Raw genomic sequence first — 16897 nt, 5'->3', positions numbered from 1 at the left:
ACCAATCCACCGGCGAGCCATCCTGCGCTTCCCGTATTGCGATATGGCTCATCGCGGTGGTATCTGTCGCGCCGTGCCAGTGTTTCTTGCCACAATTGCAAAACACCACTTCCCCGGCCCGGATCGCTCAGCGGAGCCGCTCTAAAATGACTCAGGCAACATTATTGAACTGATTGCGCAGCCTCTCGATATCGCGCTTTGGCGGTGCGCCGAACAGGCGGCTGTATTCACGGCTGAACTGAGAGGGGCTCTCGTAGCCGACCTGGAATGCGGCACTGGCTGCATCGAGATGCTCATTCAGCATTAAGCTCTTTGCCTCGTTGAGGCGCAGCCACTTCTGGTATTGCAGCGGGCTCATGGAAGTAAGCTGACGGAAGTGGTGATGAAACGTCGGCGCGCTCATCTGTACACGGGCAGCCAATTCTTCCACTCTCAGCGAGGAAGCAAAGTTCAGCTTTAACCAATCGATGGCTTTTGCTACCCGATAGCCGTGGCTATCCACGGACGCAATCTGCCGCACCAAGGCTGCCTGATCGCTCATCAGCAGACGAAAATGAATCTCTCGCTCAATGAGCGGCGCAAGTACACTGATCGATTCAGGTTCATCCATCAGTTTCAACAGGCGATTGAACGGCTCAAGAATATCTACTGACACCGAACCCAATCCGATGCTGCCGCCTGTTCGTTCCCTGGGCGGAGGCACGTTCCCCTGCGCAACGAGCTCGGCCAGGATGCGCAAATCAAGTTTGAGCGCGAACCCGAGGCAGGGCTTATCAGCGCTCGCAGAAATCACCTGAGAAGTAGCGGGAAGATCCAGAGAGGTCACCAGAAAGTGAGAGCTATCGTAAGGGTACTCCTCACCGCCAATCGCGATCTTTTTCTCTCCCTGGACCACCAGAACCACGCTTGGCTCAATCAGACAGAAGTCCGGCTGCGAAGGCGCCTCTCGCCGGAAAAAGTTGAGATTGGGAATCGGCGTGGAATAGTCCGACTCCTTGGTTACCCAGCGGGAGATCACACCTGCCAGGGACTTATGGAGCGTACCAATCTCTTTGCCAGACTCTTTTTTCGTGGGCTTTTGATTTGCCATGTATGCATCCCTCCTGTTGATAGCAACTTTACTCTGCCACCCCAGCCACGACCACCATTTCACGAATACCCCATAGGATCAGGCAAGAAAACCAGATCAATGTTCTACTGATCCACCGTCTCACTCATGAAAATACGCAAACCGCAGAGCTGAGTAGCAACGACCCTGCAGGGAAGGACATCGCCAAATCGCGGGCTCTAGAGAGAATGACAAGAAGCTAACCGGCTGTTCGCCTGTGTGCGTAGTACCACATTAAGGTTACGAGAATGCCCGAGGCCTACAGGATAGGCCGAGCTTTCATCCCTACCACTATCGGCGTATCAATGGTCCCCGACAACTGATCACACGCCCTCCCACCCTGGGCCTACTATCGCTCCGGAACATTCCGGCCACCCCCTCGCCTATTTCTCTTTTGGGATGATCTGTTCCAGAAGGCCTATGACTCAACCAGATTAAACCGTATCGCGCTTCACGCCGCTACATGAAACCTAAAGGAATAGGCAAGAGGTTAGCAGTAATGTTCTACAACTCACGTGAAGGGACTATCTATAGTAGTTGTCAGTCTTGATAGAGCCCCGGGGCCTTCGTGTTCAGCACGAAAGAGCACAGGTCAACTCGACGATAAACGCAACGCACAAGGAGATTGACGCATGCAAAAGAAAGGATGGTTTTTCAGGTCCGTACTGTTTGCAGTGACAGGGTGCCTGGCCAACTTCGCTATCGCGGCCGCACCATCGGCCACCTCCCAGACCCTGTACGCCGCTGGTAAGCAAAAGTCCTTTAAAGGACCGGACACCTATTTCACCGGCGACGTAAAAGTGGACATGCTGTTTCCCGGCAATGACACCGCCCACTACTCAGGGGCTTACGTCACCTTCCAGCCCGGCGCCAGAACCGCCTGGCACAGCCACCCCGCCGGTCAGCATATGGTCGTGACCTCAGGTACCGGCGTCACCGGAACCCGCGATGGGAAAATTATCGAGATCACGGAAGGTGATTCCCTGTGGTGCCCACCCAACATTGACCACTGGCACGGCGCGACGCCCAGCAGCTCCATGACACATCTGGTCGTCACCGGCAGCAAGGATGGTGAGAACGTCGTCTGGAAGAAAAAGGTTACGGATTCAGAATATCTGGCAAACGACCAAGGAAAGGTGAACATGAAAAGCGACAAAAGCACGGATGCATTGACGTCAAAACAGCAGCATATAGTGCCGGTAGCAGCCTTTACCGCAAATGGTGATCTGCAGCGCCTTGATGCGGCAATCGTTACAGCACTGGACGCAGGAATGAGCATCAATGAAGTCAAGGAAATCATGATCCACCTGTATGCCTACGCCGGCTTCCCCCGCGCTCTGAATGGCCTCGCCACCCTGATGAACACCGTAGAAAAGCGCAAGGCAGCGGGTATCAAGGACGTGACAGGCGAACAGGCCACTGCCCTGCCCGCCAACAAGACCAGCCAGGAGTATGGCGAGGAAGTACAGACCGAACTGGTTGGAAGACCGGTAACCGGTCCGTTGTTCGACTTCGCACCGGCAATCAATGTGCTTCTGCAAAGCCACCTGTTTGGCGACCTCTTCGGCCGGGGAATTCTTGACTACAAAGGAAGGGAAATCGCCACCGTGTCCGCCCTGGCAAGCATGGATGGCGTGGACTCCCAGCTGAATTCCCACATAGGTATCGCCAGCAATGTTGGGCTGACAGAGCAACAGCTAACCGCGCTGGCCAGTGTGTTGACCGATCAGGTCGGCAACCAGGAAGGTGCGAGAACCCAGCAAGCGATTCAGGCGGTTTTAACCAACAACGACTAAGGCCTGAAAAGTTTCTTGAATCATTTAAACCTCAACAGAGCACACTTTTTTAGAGCGGATATTGTTTATGGCTGAAAAGAAAGATCTCAACCGACGTCAATTCATGTACCGGAGCGCACTCGCCGGTGGCGGCGCGCTACTGGCCAACCCTTCTCGCCTGTTCGCTGCGGACAACCCGCAAAACAACAACATCAAGGCAAAGGGTTACGCGGCCATCGATACCTCCGGCAAGCTGGTTCCCTGGGAATTCGAGCGTCGCCCGGTCGGTGACAACGATGTACTGATCGACATCAAGTACGCCAGCATCTGTCACTCAGACATTCACCAGATGAAGGGGCACTGGGGCAAGCAGCAATACCCGCAGGTGCCGGGCCATGAAATTGTTGGCGTGGTTGCCGCCGTAGGCAAGAATGTCACAAAGTTCAAAATCGGCGACCGCGCCGGCGTCGGCTGTATGGTAGACAGCTGTATGGATTGCAAAGACATGAAGGAGAATGAAGAGCAGTATCACAGCGAAACCCTCTTCACCTACGGCTACCCGGACAAGCGTTCCCCAACCGGGATTACCCAGGGCGGTTACTCCACCAACATTGTGGTAAAAGACCATTTCGCGGTACATATCCCGGAGAACATCAGCTTCGAGGAAGCCGCTCCGCTGCTGTGTGCCGGCATCACCACTTACACCCCCATCCTCAAGGCCGATCTAAAGAAAGGCGAGAAAGTCGGCGTTGCCGGTATTGGCGGTCTGGGGCATATGGCAGTCAAACTGGCGGTATCCAAGGGTGCAGAAGTCTACGCCTTTACCACCTCCCCGGATAAAGTCGAAGACATCAAATCCTTTGGTGCAAAAGAAGTCATCGTAGTAGACGATCCCAAAATGCTCGCCGCCTACAAAGGCAAGCTGGATTACATGATTTCCACCATTCCCTACCAGTATGATGTGGCCAGCTACGCCTCGACGGTAAAACCCTACGGGGATTTCACATACGTAGGCATGCCGGATAAATTTGAGATCAATCTGAACAACCTCGCACTGGCGGCTTCCAGGGTTAATTTTAATGCGTCATTAATAGGCGGTATGAAAGATACACAGGATGTGGTCAATTACTGCGCGGACAATAAAGTCCTGCCTAAAATCGAGCTGATCAAGGCGGATCAAATCAACGAATCCTGGGCCAACGTAGTCAACAAGAAAGCGCGTTTCCGCTATGTGATAGACGCAGCCACATTCTGAGGTTATTTTTTAGGCGCCGGAGTGCCACTCCGGTGCCGCTATTTCTCAGCCAAACAGCGCCCAACGGCGGGATTACGAATATTGGCGCTCAAATCATCCAATCCAACGCCCAAAATCCCGCCAGTGGCGTAATGTAAAAGCAAGCGCAATCAAATAAATTGGTATAACGGCTGTACAGCACTGATTGCCCCGTAGAAGCTTACAGCGCCGCTTGAGGCTTGCATGTCTACAGATCTCGTTGATGCACAGGTATCCCCCACCGGACAGTTCGACATTCTGTCCAAATACGAAATTCATAAACTGACCCGCCACAGCCACGGCCCCCACTATCAGGTTTTCCGCAACTGTTCCCTCGCCGTTCTGAACTGTGGAAACTACATGGATGACGGCAAGGAACTGCTGGAGAAATACGCCGATTTTGATATCGCCGTGGTGCCCACAGAGCGCAGTGTCAAACTGGAAGTAAAAAACGCCCCGGCGTCCGCGTTCGTCGATGGCAAGATGATTCAGGGGATTGCCGAGCACCTGTTCGCAGTACTGCGCGACATCATTTATGTGAACAGCGAAATTACCGGCGACCCGCGCTACGACCTGGTATCCGCGCAGGGTGTTACCGATGCGGTTTTTCATATCCTGCGCAATGCGGGCACCTTCGATGGGGACCGCACCCCCAGGCTGGTGGTTTGCTGGGGCGGTCATTCCATCTCTCAGGAAGAGTACGACTACACCAAGCGCGTGGGTTACCAGCTGGCGTTACGCCATCTGGATATCTGCACCGGCTGCGGGCCCGGGGCAATGAAAGGGCCAATGAAAGGTGCCACCATCGGTCACGCCAAGCAACGCTACCGCCACGGACAATATCTTGGTATCAGTGAGCCCGGCATCATCGCGGCGGAAGCACCCAACCCGATCGTCAATGAGCTGGTGATCATGCCCGACATTGAAAAGCGTCTGGAAGCATTTGTACGTACCGGCCACGGCATTATCGTATTTCCCGGTGGCGCGGGTACCGCCGAAGAAATCCTTTACCTGCTCGGGATCCTCCTGCACGAGGACAACCGGAACCAGCCCTTCCCGGTTATTTTTACCGGCCCGGCCAGCGCCGCTGACTATTTCATCCGCATCGACCAGTTTATTGCCTCCACCCTGGGGGAAGCGGCCCGCTCCAAGTACCAGATCATCATCGACGACTCGGAGGAAGTGGCCCGGCAAATGGCCAAAGGTATCCAGGCTGTGCGCCAATACCGCAAGGAAGGTGGCGATGCGTATTACTTCAACTGGCAGCTGAAGGTTTCCACGGAGTTCCAGAGGCCTTTTGCCCCCACGCACGAAAACATGCGCAACCTGGCCCTGCACACCAATCAGGAGCCCTACCTGCTGGCTGCGAATTTACGCAGGGCTTTTTCCGGCATTGTATCCGGCAATGTGAAAGACGAAGGTATCCGCAACGTTGAGAAGAACGGCCCCTATGAGCTGTATGGGGACCCGGAGTTGATGCGCAGTATGGATACCCTGCTGGAATCCTTTGCCAAACAGCACCGTATGAAACTGCCAGGCAAAGAGTACATTCCCTGCTATCGGATTACCCGCGACTAATCACTCGCGTGAAAAACGAAAGCAAAAAAAGCGCAGCCCGAGGGCTGCGCTTTTTTTTCAGTCTTCCATATAGTCCGTCATCGGCGGGCAGGAACACACCAGGTTTTTATCCCCGTAAACATTGTCCACCCGTCCCACCGGCGGCCAGTATTTTCGCTGGCGCAGGCTTTCCAGGGGGAACACCGCCTCGGCACGACTATAGGCGTTGTCCCAGGGCTCCGCAGCCAGTACTTCCGCAGTGTGCGGTGCATTGACCAGCGGATTGCTGTGCAACGACCACTCGCCCCGCTCCACCCTGGCAATCTCCGCGCGAATCTGAATCATCGCATCGCAAAAGCGATCCAGCTCTTCCAGCGACTCGCTTTCCGTGGGCTCGATCATCAGGGTACCGGCTACTGGAAAAGACATGGTAGGCGCGTGGAAACCATAGTCGATCAGGCGCTTGGCCACGTCGTCGACGGAAATTCCGCTGGTTTCCTTCAGTGGTCGCAGGTCCACGATGCACTCGTGGGCCACGCGGCCATTGGCACCGCGATACAGAATCGGATAGCTGTCCTGCAGGCGCGCGGCGATATAGTTCGCGTTCACGATCGCCAGCTCAGTAGCCTTGCGCAATCCATCGCGCCCCATCATGCGGATATACATCCAGGTAATCGGCAGGATACTCGCACTACCTGCGGTGGCCGCAGAAACCGGCGCACCGTTGCGGCCAGCCAGGGCCATGCCCTTGCTACTGGCAGATACCGCGCCCGGCAGGAATTCCGCCAGATGCGCGCCAACCGCCACCGGCCCCACACCCGGACCACCACCGCCATGGGGAATACAGAAGGTTTTGTGCAGGTTCAGGTGGGAAACATCCCCCCCAAACTTGCCAGGCTGGCACAGGCCCACCATGGCATTGAGATTGGCGCCGTCGATATACACCTGTCCGCCATGGCCGTGGACTATCTCAGCGATCTCACGGATTCCTTCCTCAAATACACCGTGGGTCGAGGGATAGGTCACCATGATCGCCGCCAGTCGCTCGGCGTGTTCACTCGCCTTCGCGCGCAGGTCATCGAGGCTGACATTACCGCTGTCATCGCATTTGACTACGACCACACGCATACCACACATCTGCGCGGAGGCAGGATTGGTGCCGTGGGCTGAGCTCGGAATCAGGCAGATATCGCGGTCTGCTTCTCCTCGGCTGGCGTGATAGGCACGGATCGCGAGCAGCCCCGCGTACTCACCTTGGGAACCGGCATTCGGTTGCAGGGAAATCGCGTCGTAGCCGGTGATCTCACACAGCATGGACTCCAGGCTATCGATCATCGCGCTGTAACCTTTCACCTGCTCTGCGGGCGCCAGCGGATGCACATTGGCAAATTCAGGCCAGGTCACCGGCAGCATTTCTGCGGTGGCATTCAGCTTCATGGTGCAGGAGCCCAGCGGAATCATCGAGCGATCCAGCGCAATATCCCGATCCGCCAGGGTGCGCAGGTAGCGCAGCATTTCAGTTTCGGAATGGTAGCGGTTAAACACCTCGTGACTGAGCAGCGCGCCGTTGCGCAGCAGGTTGCCCGGCAACACCGGTGCTTCGCGGGTCTCAATGGCGTCGAAGCTTAAACGGTTATCCGCATCAAACAGCGACCACAGCATTTCCACGTCTTCGCGGGTCGCAGTTTCGTCGAGGGAAACCCCCACGCGCTCGCCGTCGATAATCCGCAGGTTGAGACCCCGGCGCTTCGCCGCATCGTGTACCTTTGCGCTGCCGCCCTCAACACGTACAGTAAGCGTGTCGAACCAGCTATCGTTCTCCAGCTCGAATCCGATTTCCTGCAATCCCAGCGCGAGTACACTGGTCAGGTAATGTACTCGGGCGGCAATGATGCGCAGCCCCTGGGGACCGTGATACACCGCATACATGGAGGCCATTACCGCCAGCAGAACCTGTGCGGTACAGATATTGGAGGTAGCCTTCTCACGACGGATATGCTGTTCCCGGGTCTGCAGCGCGAGACGATAGGCAGGCTTGCCATTGGCATCGATGGACTGCCCGACGAGGCGACCGGGCAAGGAACGCTTGTAGGATGCGCGGGTCGCCATGTATGCCGCGTGCGGACCACCAAAGCCCATGGGAACACCGAAACGCTGGGTGCAACCAACAGCGACATCGGCCCCCAGTTCACCCGGCGAAGTCAGCAGTACCAGACTCAGAATATCCGCAGCCATAACCGCCAGGCCGCGCTGCTCGTGCACCGCCTTGATTACCGCGCGGTAATCGCACACCGCACCACTGGCGCCCGGGTACTGCAGTAGTACGCCGAACACCTGGCTCGCGTCGAGTTCCATTTCTGGGTCGCCGACGATCACCTCGATACCCAGCGGCTCCGCGCGAGTCCGCAGAACGTCGATGGTCTGCGGCAAGCAATCGCGATCCACAAAAAATGCCTGCGCCTTGGACTTCGACATGCGCTGACACAGGGTCATGGCCTCCGCCGCCGCCGTGGCTTCATCCAACATTGAGGCATTGGCCAGGTCCATACCGGTGAGGTCGCTGACCATAGTCTGGAAGTTGAACAGAGCCTCGAGGCGGCCCTGGGAAATCTCCGGCTGGTACGGGGTATAGGCGGTGTACCACGCTGGATTTTCCAGAATATTGCGCAATACCACATTGGGTGTGCGAGTGCCGTAATACCCCTGGCCGATAAAGGAGCGGAACGACTTGTTGTCGCTCGCCATGGTGCGCAGTTCTGCAAGTGCTTCATGCTCGGGCAATCCTTCGGGCAATGCCAGTGCCTCAGGCATGCGGATTCCGCCCGGAACGACCTCGTCGATAAACGCTTCAATACTGGTATGCCCCAGGGCTTCCAGCATAAGCGCAAGATCGTCACTCGACGGACCAATATGGCGATGGGTAAATTCGTCGCGACGTTCGAGGTCGCGCAGGGTGTGCTTCGCTTGCAGCATCTGGGTCTCCTCCCGTGAGAATTACTCGCCGTCTACCAGCGCGGTGTAGGCATCCGCACTCAGCAGCTGGTCAAGGTCGGCGGGGTTTTCCGGGCGCACACGCATAAACCAGCCCTCGCCCATGGGATCGCTATTTACCAGTTCCGGATCGTCCGGCAATGCGCCGTTGATGGCGACCACGGTTGCCGCAAATGGCAGGGATATATCGCCTGCGGCTTTCACTGATTCGATGACCGCAACCTCGTCACCAGCCGCCAGCTCGGCACCCTCTTCCGGCAACTCCACATAAACCACATCACCCAGCTGCGATTGGGCAAAATCGGTAATGCCCACGGTGACTTCATCGCCATCGATGGAGAACCACTCGTGGCTTTCGGTGTATTTCACATTGCTCATGTTGTTTTCCCTGAAATTCGATTTTTGATTGTGGCGTTACTCAGCCGCGGTAATAGCGCTGGGGTACAAACGGTGTCTTGGACACGGCGATGGGAACCGTTTTCCCGCGCACCAGCGCCTGCAAATGCGTTCCGGTTTTTTCGTAGCCGCGATCCACATACGCCATACCAACAGCGGCACCCAGGGTGGGGCCATATCCGCCACTGGTGACCTTGCCCACCACGTTGCCGGCCTCGTCGATGATGTCGGCACCGGCACGCACCGGGATCTTGCCCTCCACGGAGAAGCCCACGCGCTTGCGCGCAACGCCATCGGCAATCTGACCAAGCACTACGTCGGCTCCGAGGAAGCCGCCCGCCTTGGCGCCATCGGCGCGGCGGGACTTGGCGATGCTCCACAGCAGGCTCGCTTCGACTGGTGTGGTATCGCTATCCATATCATTGCCGTATAGACACAGCCCGGCTTCCAGGCGCAGGGTGTCGCGGGCGCCGAGACCGATCATCTGCACGCGACCGTCCTCCAGCAGTTTGCGGGCAACCTTCTCCACCGCACTGGCAGCAACAGAAATTTCGAACCCGTCTTCACCCGTATAACCGGAGCGCGTCACGTAACAGTCTTCGCCAAACAGCTCGACGCGAGCGCCGTGCATAAACGTCAGCGCGCGGGTTGCGGGTGCGAGCTCCCCGATCAGCTCACCGGCCATGGGCCCCTGAACCGCCAGTAGCGCCTGCTGGCCGAGTACACGGATATCGCAACCGCGCAGGTGTTGCTGCAGATGAGCGATATCCGCCGCTGCAGTGGCCGCATTCACCACCAGGAAAAACTCATCCTCGCCCCAGCGGGTAATGATCAGGTCATCGAGAATACCGCCGGCTTCCGAGGTCATCACTGCGTAGCACTGCTGGTTGATTGCCAGCGCCTGTACGTCGATCGGCAGCAGTTTTTCCAGCACACTCGCCGCACCACTACCGCTAACCACCAGCTGCCCCATATGGGAAACATCGAATACACCCACCGCTTCTCGCGTGTGCAGGTGCTCCTGCACGATACCCGCGCGGTACTGGACCGGCATGGCATAGCCCGCAAAAGGCACCATCTTGCCGCCAAGTTCCTTGTGCAGGTCGTACAACGGCGTCTTGCGTTCTTCGTTACTCATGATTTTGATTCCTTAACATTCGATAACGCTGACGGGCAGATCGATGGCATTCACTGCCAGGCCACCACGCGCAGTTTCTTTGTATTTGTCCTGCATATCGCGACCGGTGTCGCGCATGGTACGAATGACTTTGTCGAGGGAGATAAAATGCTCACCGTCTCCGCGCAGCGCCATACGCGCGGCGCTGATCGCCTTCACCGAAGCCATGGCATTGCGCTCGATACAGGGCACCTGTACCAGGCCGCCCACCGGATCACAGGTCAGGCCGAGATTGTGTTCCATGGCGATTTCCGCAGCGTTTTCCACCTGTTGCGGCGTGCCGTCCAGCACCTCTGCAAGACCGGCCGCGGCCATGGAGCAGGCAGAGCCCACTTCTCCCTGACACCCCACTTCGGCGCCACTGATGGAGGCATTTTTCTTAAACAGAATGCCCACCGCGGCCGCGGTGAGCAGGAAGCGGATAACATCTTCTTCGGTGGGACTTCTGGAGAAGCGCATAAAATAATGCAGCACCGCAGGAATAATGCCGGCGGCACCATTGGTGGGTGCAGTGACAATACGACCGCCCGCAGCATTTTCCTCGTTCACCGCCAGCGCATACAGGGTCACCCAGTCCAGTGCAGACAACGGATCGGACAGACAGGCTTCCGGGCGGCTGCGCAGTTGCTGGTAGAGGTTAGCCGCGCGGCGTTTTACCTTGAGGCCACCGGGCAGAATGCCCTCGTTGTGCATACCGTTGGTGACGCAGCCCTGCATCACCTGCCAGATTTTCATCAGGCCCGCACGGGTTTCCTCTTCGCTGCGCCAGGCTGCCTCATTGGCCAGCATCACGTCGCTGATCTTGAGGTTTTCGCGCGCACAGATCGCCAACAACGCTTCCGCGGTATCAAACTCGTAAGGTACCGCCAGCGCCTGCTCCAGCGCATTTTCCGATTGCGCCTCAGCTTCCGTCACCACGAAGCCACCGCCGATGGAGTAATAGACCTCCTCCACCAGAACCCGCTCGTGCACATCCAGCGCGGTAAAGCGCATGCCATTGGCGTGCAGTGGCAGCTCTTCCTCGCCGATCAGCAACAGATCCTGCTGTGGGTCAAAGGCGATTACCCGCTCGCCGTCCAGATTCAGGCTGCAGCACTGCTCGATCGCGGCGACACGTTCATCGACGGTATTGGTATCCACCAGCTCCGGCTGCTCGCCCTCTAGCCCCAGCATCACCGCCTTGGTAGTACCGTGACCAACGCCGGTAGCACCGAGGGAGCCGAACATATGCGCGGTGACCCGCGTTACATCCGCGAAGCTGCCCCTGTCTCGCAGCAATTGCAGAAACAGGCCCGCAGCCTTCATCGGTCCCACCGTATGGGAACTGGATGGACCGATACCGATCTTGAACAGATCAAAAACACTCAGCGACATAATCAGCGCGCTCCGTGCGCCGGATAGACCGGAAAGCGCGCACACAGTGCGGAAACGTCAGCGCGCACCTGCGCCTGAACTTCCGCCAGAGCTTCCGGCTGTTCCAGTTTCTCGAGGATGTCGCACATCCAGCTGGCCAGCTGTTCCGCCTCTGCGGCACCCATGCCACGCGCGGTAATCGCCGGGGTGCCAATACGCACACCGCTGGTCACAAACGGGGACTGCGGATCATTGGGCACGGTGTTCTTGTTCACGGTGATATGCGCCGCACCCAGCGCCGCATCCGCGGCCTTGCCGGTGACGCCGCGCTTGCTCAAATCGATCAGCAACAGATGGTTTTCGGTACCACCGGACACGATGTCGAAATCGCGCCCCATAAACACCGCCGCCATGGCTTTGGCGTTATCAATCACGCGCTGCTGGTACGCCACGAACTCTGGTGCCAGTGCCTCCTTGAATGCCACCGCCTTGGCGGCGATCACATGCATCAGTGGGCCGCCCTGAATTCCGGGGAAGATCAACGAATTGAATTTCTTGCCCAGCCCCTCGGGGTCGCGAGCCAGAATCAGGCCGCCGCGAGGGCCGCGCAGGGTTTTGTGGGTGGTGGTGGTCACCACGTCGGCAAACGGTACCGGGTTCGGATACAGACCCGCCGCCACCAGACCGGCCACATGCGCCATATCCACGAACAGATAGGCACCGACCTTGTCGGCGATGGTGCGGAAGCGGCCCCAGTCCATCACCTGGGAATAGGCCGAGAAACCGGCCACGATCATTTTCGGCTTGTGCTCCAGCGCCAGCCGCTCCACCTCGTCGTAATCCACTTCGCCGGTCTCTGGGTTGAGGCCGTACTGCACCGCGTTGTACAGGCGGCCGGAGAAGTTCGGCTTGGCGCCGTGAGTCAGGTGCCCACCGTGATCCAGGGAAAGGCCAAGGAAGGTATCACCCGGCTGTAGCAGCGCCATATATACCGCGGCATTGGCCTGGGAACCGGAGTGTGGCTGCACGTTGGCATACTCGGCGCCGAACAGTTCGCAGGCCCGATCGATCGCCAGCTGCTCTACCACATCGACATGCTCGCAGCCGCCGTAGTAACGCTTGGCGGGATAGCCCTCGGCGTACTTGTTGGTGAGTACCGAGCCCTGTGCGGCCATCACCGCCTGGCTGGTGTAATTCTCGGATGCGATCAGCTCGATATGCGCTTCCTGACGCGCGCGCTCGGCTTCAATTGCGGCAAATACTTCGCCGTCGACGGCTTTGAGGTGGGTCTCTACGGGGTCCATGGCTCTCTCCTGATTCCAGGCTCTGACTCTTATTTATTGAGCGATGCTAGCCCCGCCGATAGAATCTGTTAAATTTATACTTCTGATCCATCTATAAGATTTTCTTATGCAGCTATCCCACAAGAATCTCCCCACCGAATGGCTGCGCACCCTGGTCACTGTGGTGGACTGCGGCGGTTTCAGTCAGGCAGGGGAACTGCTCGCACGCACACAGCCTGCGATCAGTCGGCAGATCAAGGAGTTGGAAGAACGCCTGGGCAGGCAGTTGCTGCTGCGCTCCGGACGCACCCTGAACCTGACCGAAAGCGGCCTGCGGGTCTACGACCAGGCCAAGAAGATCCTCGCCCTCAATGACGAGCTGGTGTTCGAGTTCAGTGGCGCATCCGTGACCGGTAAGCTGCACCTGGGAATCCCCAGCGAGTTTGCCTCGGTGCTACTGCCGCGCATCATCGGCCAGTTTTCACAGAGCTACCCCGAGGTTTCCCTGGAAGTTACCAGTGACCTCAGCCGCAACCTGCTGGCGAAGGGGCAGAAAGACAGGTTTGATCTGATTCTGGCACTGCAGGAAAAGCCGGACACGGCCGAAGGGCAGCTGGTGATTCGCGATGACTTGGTATGGGTTGCCAGCCACAAGCACTCGGCGCACCTGCTAAAGCCGCTGCCGCTGGTGCTGGCTCCGGAGGGGTGCATGTACCGCAAGCGCGCGGAGTCGGTGCTGCAGGCTGCCGGCATCGCCTCGCGCAATGTGTTCACCATTCCCGATCTCAACGGTATCCAGTCTGCCCTGGAAGCGGGGCTCGGGATTACCGCCCTCACCCGCAGCACCGTTCCCGAATCCCTGCGAATACTCCGCCCATCCCGCACGCTGCCGAAGCTGGGGGAAATTTCCATCGGGCTCCACTTCAAGAACCGCCGCCCCAGTGAGGCCGCAATGCGTCTCGCCGAGCACCTGCAGAGTGGGCTTAGCCTGAGCTAGACAAGAATCGACAATTACCCTCTACAATACTCCCATGCCAAAGCCTACACCCAAGCACCACTATCGCTGGTCTTCTTTCGACCAGCTGACATCTACCGAACTCTACGAAATCCTGCGCGCGCGCCAGGAGGTCTTCGTCGTCGAGCAGGAATGTGCCTACCAGGACACCGATGGCAAAGATCAGCATGCGTGGCATTTCGCATGTTGGGATACCGATTCAGAAGCCCCCGCCCTGCTCGCTTACCTGCGTGTTGTATCACCGGGGAAAAAATATGCCGAGCCTTCCATCGGCCGGGTGCTAACGCGGAGTAGCGTGCGCGGCACAGGCATTGGGAGAGAACTGATGCGACTGGGGATTGAACATACGCTGCAAGAATATCCGAAAGCGCGCATCCGTATTTCGGCGCAACTGTATTTAAAGCGGTTTTATGAAGCGCTTGGTTTTGAGCAATGTTCAGAAACCTACGACGAAGATGGCATCCCACATATCGAGATGCTGCGCCCCGCGCCCAAATGAGTTAACACGGACGTACTAGCTGCAAGTAGTTCTTCACGCCAAACGCCACCAGTACAGGCGTACAAACTGACTATTTCAGGCGGGATAGTCAGCTCGTTTGTGCGACCAATTCCTCAATACAGTTTAAAAAACTGCAAGATCTTAGCCTCACTATCACCACTAGATTGTAAATGTGAGTACGAGGGGTACTATCCAGACAGTCCGGTAACCCCGGGCATCTTCGGTTTGAGAAAGTTGAGTGCCCCCCAGTAAGCAGTCAGTCCCCTCTGCCTGCTTCTACTTCGCGTACCCCGTACTCAAGTTCGTCTTCTGCAGTCTTACCTTCCATTTTTTTGAAATCGAATGGCAGTGCGCGCGTACTTGCCGCGCATTCGTATTGCGCGCGCTGCAGAGGCGACCCCTCAGGAATTCGAATTTCGAAAAGCAATCCGAACAATAAGGAATAATTTGCAATGACGCGTTTTCTAGGAATCAGTTGCACACTTGCACTTGCGATCAGCGCCCATGCGGCGGACCGCGTTCCGGCCACCCCGGACATGCTCTCCCCTCAAGCACTCGCAGCGACTAGTGGCACCGACATCGCACTAGAGGAAATCCGTTCCCGCACCCTGCCGAACGGAAAGGTTGTTAAACGATACCGCCAGACACACCAGGGAATTCCCGTATGGGGGCAAACGGTTACCAGTGCCGGCCAGGGGGTATCTGCACAGGTGAGCGGTGATGTCTTGATGGGCCTGACCCTGGACGTGCCGTCTACCAAACCATCCATCCAGGCTTCCAACGCTATCCAACGCGCCATGGGCCATATGGTTAACCAGCGTGCACAACAGGGAGAGATCAACGGCGCACTGTCGATGCCGGAACTGAAACTCGCTGCCAAAAACCAGAAGCAGCAGTTGTATATTCACGTGGATAGCCAAAACCATGCACGCCTTGCGTACCTGGTAAGCTGGGTGGAATACGGGGATGAACCGTCACGCCCCTTCTACTTCATCGACGCCTTGACCGGTGAAGTCATAGAGCACTGGGATGGGCTTGCCCATCAGGATGCCACCGGCCCTGGCGGCAACCAGAAGACCGGGCGCTACGAATACGGCACTGACTTTCCCGCCATGCAGGTAGACAGCAGCTGCCGCATGGATACACCCGACGTTGAAACTGTCGACATGGACAACCGAACCAGCGGTGGCAGTGTTTTCTCATTTACCTGTCCGTACAACGATTACAAAACCATTAATGGCGCTTACTCACCGCTCAACGATGCGCATTTCTTTGGCGGCGTGGTTTTTGGGCTGTACAGCGACTGGTATAACACCGCACCGCTAACCCAGAAACTGCGGATGCGCGTGCACTACAGCAACAATTACGAAAACGCATTCTGGGACGGCAGCCAGATGACCTTCGGGGATGGCGGCAGTACATTCCACCCACTGGTCAGCCTGGATGTATCTGCCCACGAAGTGAGCCACGGCTTTACCGAGCAGAACTCCGGTCTGCAGTACTCCGCCCAGTCCGGCGGCATCAACGAAGCTTTTTCCGATATGGCCGGTGAGGCCGCGGAGTTTTACATGCGCGGCAGCAACGACTGGCTGGTAGGTGCCGACATCTACAAGGCCAACGGCGCGCTGCGGTATATGGAAGACCCCACTCTGGATGGAAGCTCTATCGGGCACGCCTCCGACTACTACTCCGGTATGGACGTGCATCATAGCTCTGGGGTCTTCAATCGCGCCTTCTATCTGATCGCCAACACCAGTGGCTGGGACACACGCAAGGCATTCGACATCTTCGTACTGGCGAACCAGATGTACTGGAGTTCCACCTCTAACTACGTCGATGCGGCTTGCGGGGTCATGTCGGCGACAGCCGACCTCGCTTACGATGCTGCCGCGGTTTCATCTGCATTTGATACCGTCGGCGTATCCACTGCCAGCTGTGGCGGCGGTGGCGGCAACCCCGGTGGCGGCGAACTGGAAAACGGGGTTACCGAGAGCAGCCTTTCCGGCAGCACCGGCGAGGAACTCCACTACACCCTGGAGGTACCAGCGGGCGCGAGCAACCTGAGCTTCCAGATCTCTGGCGGCAGTGGAGATGCGGATCTTTACGTGCGCTACGGCTCTGCACCCACCACCGCCAGCTACGATTGCCGCCCCTATATCGGCGGCAACAGTGAGACCTGCAATATTTCCAATGTGCAGGCCGGCACCTACTACGTCATGGTTCGGGCCTACAGCAGCTTCTCTGGTGTCAGCCTGGTAGGCAGCTTTAACGAGGACACCGGTGGCGGTAACGACGGCGATGGTTGGGTAGAGAACAACCTCTCCGGCAACCGGAGTTCCTGGCAGCACTTCACCCTGAATGTGGCATCGGGAATGTCCTCGCTTGATGTACAGATGTCTGGCGGGGCTGGAGATGCAGACCTTTACGTCCGTTTCGGCTCGCAACCGACCACCAGCAGCTACGACTGCCG

12 protein-coding genes are annotated in these 16897 nt (G+C 57.6%); 6 read left to right on the top strand and 6 right to left on the bottom strand.

What is annotated here, in order from left to right; all coding sequences use genetic code 11:
- Nucleotides 1-151: 151 nt before the first annotated feature.
- The gene (locus B4U49_RS16850; protein WP_078085776.1) at nt 152-1090 is read right to left on the bottom strand and encodes an AraC family transcriptional regulator; all 939 of its coding nucleotides are present in this window, start codon (nt 1088-1090) and stop codon (nt 152-154) included.
- A 650-nt stretch (nt 1091-1740) separates the two neighbouring features.
- Here B4U49_RS16850 and B4U49_RS16845 point away from each other — a divergent pair.
- The 3 genes from B4U49_RS16845 to ppnN all read left to right on the top strand — a co-directional run bounded on the left by B4U49_RS16845 (nt 1741) and on the right by ppnN (nt 5734).
- Complete coding sequence (locus tag B4U49_RS16845; RefSeq protein WP_078085775.1) at nt 1741-2904, top strand: (R)-mandelonitrile lyase; 1164 nt, start codon at nt 1741-1743, stop codon at nt 2902-2904.
- 67 nt (nt 2905-2971) lie between these two features.
- Nucleotides 2972-4138, top strand: coding sequence for an NAD(P)-dependent alcohol dehydrogenase (locus tag B4U49_RS16840; protein ID WP_078085774.1), 1167 nt, complete (start codon nt 2972-2974; stop codon nt 4136-4138).
- 222 nt (nt 4139-4360) lie between these two features.
- On the top strand, nt 4361-5734 hold the full coding sequence (gene ppnN / locus B4U49_RS16835) for a nucleotide 5'-monophosphate nucleosidase PpnN (RefSeq protein WP_078085773.1): 1374 nt from the start codon (nt 4361-4363) through the stop codon (nt 5732-5734).
- A 57-nt stretch (nt 5735-5791) separates the two neighbouring features.
- Here the strand turns inward: ppnN and gcvP are convergent, their stop codons facing one another.
- The 5 genes from gcvP to glyA are packed head-to-tail and all read right to left on the bottom strand — an operon-like array spanning nt 5792 to nt 12934.
- The gene (gene gcvP / locus B4U49_RS16830) at nt 5792-8686 is read right to left on the bottom strand and encodes an aminomethyl-transferring glycine dehydrogenase (protein ID WP_078085772.1); all 2895 of its coding nucleotides are present in this window, start codon (nt 8684-8686) and stop codon (nt 5792-5794) included.
- 21 nt (nt 8687-8707) lie between these two features.
- A complete protein-coding gene (gene gcvH / locus B4U49_RS16825) occupies nt 8708-9082 on the bottom strand; it encodes a glycine cleavage system protein GcvH (RefSeq protein ID WP_078085771.1) in 375 nt (124 codons plus the stop codon).
- Between the two features lie 40 nt (nt 9083-9122).
- A complete protein-coding gene (gcvT, locus tag B4U49_RS16820; RefSeq protein WP_078085770.1) occupies nt 9123-10238 on the bottom strand; it encodes a glycine cleavage system aminomethyltransferase GcvT in 1116 nt (371 codons plus the stop codon).
- A 12-nt stretch (nt 10239-10250) separates the two neighbouring features.
- Nucleotides 10251-11651 (bottom strand): L-serine ammonia-lyase, encoded by a 1401-nt coding sequence (locus tag B4U49_RS16815; RefSeq protein WP_078085769.1) that lies wholly within the window; start codon nt 11649-11651, stop codon nt 10251-10253.
- 2 nt (nt 11652-11653) lie between these two features.
- The gene (gene glyA, locus B4U49_RS16810; RefSeq protein ID WP_078085768.1) at nt 11654-12934 is read right to left on the bottom strand and encodes a serine hydroxymethyltransferase; all 1281 of its coding nucleotides are present in this window, start codon (nt 12932-12934) and stop codon (nt 11654-11656) included.
- Nucleotides 12935-13040: 106 nt separating this feature from the next.
- Between glyA and B4U49_RS16805 the strand changes: the two genes are divergently transcribed.
- The 3 genes from B4U49_RS16805 to B4U49_RS16790 all read left to right on the top strand — a co-directional run.
- Complete coding sequence (locus tag B4U49_RS16805) at nt 13041-13910, top strand: LysR family transcriptional regulator (protein WP_078085767.1); 870 nt, start codon at nt 13041-13043, stop codon at nt 13908-13910.
- A 34-nt stretch (nt 13911-13944) separates the two neighbouring features.
- Complete coding sequence (locus B4U49_RS16800; protein WP_078085766.1) at nt 13945-14427, top strand: GNAT family N-acetyltransferase; 483 nt, start codon at nt 13945-13947, stop codon at nt 14425-14427.
- 452 nt (nt 14428-14879) lie between these two features.
- Nucleotides 14880-16897, top strand: a 2018-nt coding sequence (locus B4U49_RS16790) for a M4 family metallopeptidase (protein ID WP_078085840.1), incomplete at its 3' end; no start/stop codon positions are given.

It is taken from the genome of Microbulbifer mangrovi (genome assembly GCF_002009015.1).
GTDB lineage: Bacteria > Pseudomonadota > Gammaproteobacteria > Pseudomonadales > Cellvibrionaceae > Microbulbifer > Microbulbifer mangrovi.
Note: the sequence above shows the minus strand (reverse complement) of the source record. Positions and strands in the feature narration are given on the sequence as shown.

What these genes read in the sequence shown, in the direction of transcription:
- B4U49_RS16815 (WP_078085769.1), bottom strand. Translation starts at nt 11,651, where the DNA reads ATGTCGCTGAGTGTTTTTGATCTGTTCAAGATCGGTATCGGTCCATCC.
- gcvH (WP_078085771.1), bottom strand. Translation starts at nt 9,082, where the DNA reads ATGAGCAATGTGAAATACACCGAAAGCCACGAGTGGTTCTCCATCGAT.
- B4U49_RS16845 (WP_078085775.1), top strand. Translation starts at nt 1,741, where the DNA reads ATGCAAAAGAAAGGATGGTTTTTCAGGTCCGTACTGTTTGCAGTGACA.
- ppnN (WP_078085773.1), top strand. Translation starts at nt 4,361, where the DNA reads ATGTCTACAGATCTCGTTGATGCACAGGTATCCCCCACCGGACAGTTC.
- B4U49_RS16850 (WP_078085776.1), bottom strand. Translation starts at nt 1,090, where the DNA reads ATGGCAAATCAAAAGCCCACGAAAAAAGAGTCTGGCAAAGAGATTGGT.
- gcvT (WP_078085770.1), bottom strand. Translation starts at nt 10,238, where the DNA reads ATGAGTAACGAAGAACGCAAGACGCCGTTGTACGACCTGCACAAGGAA.
- B4U49_RS16800 (WP_078085766.1), top strand. Translation starts at nt 13,945, where the DNA reads ATGCCAAAGCCTACACCCAAGCACCACTATCGCTGGTCTTCTTTCGAC.
- glyA (WP_078085768.1), bottom strand. Translation starts at nt 12,934, where the DNA reads ATGGACCCCGTAGAGACCCACCTCAAAGCCGTCGACGGCGAAGTATTT.
- B4U49_RS16805 (WP_078085767.1), top strand. Translation starts at nt 13,041, where the DNA reads ATGCAGCTATCCCACAAGAATCTCCCCACCGAATGGCTGCGCACCCTG.
- B4U49_RS16840 (WP_078085774.1), top strand. Translation starts at nt 2,972, where the DNA reads ATGGCTGAAAAGAAAGATCTCAACCGACGTCAATTCATGTACCGGAGC.
- gcvP (WP_078085772.1), bottom strand. Translation starts at nt 8,686, where the DNA reads ATGCTGCAAGCGAAGCACACCCTGCGCGACCTCGAACGTCGCGACGAA.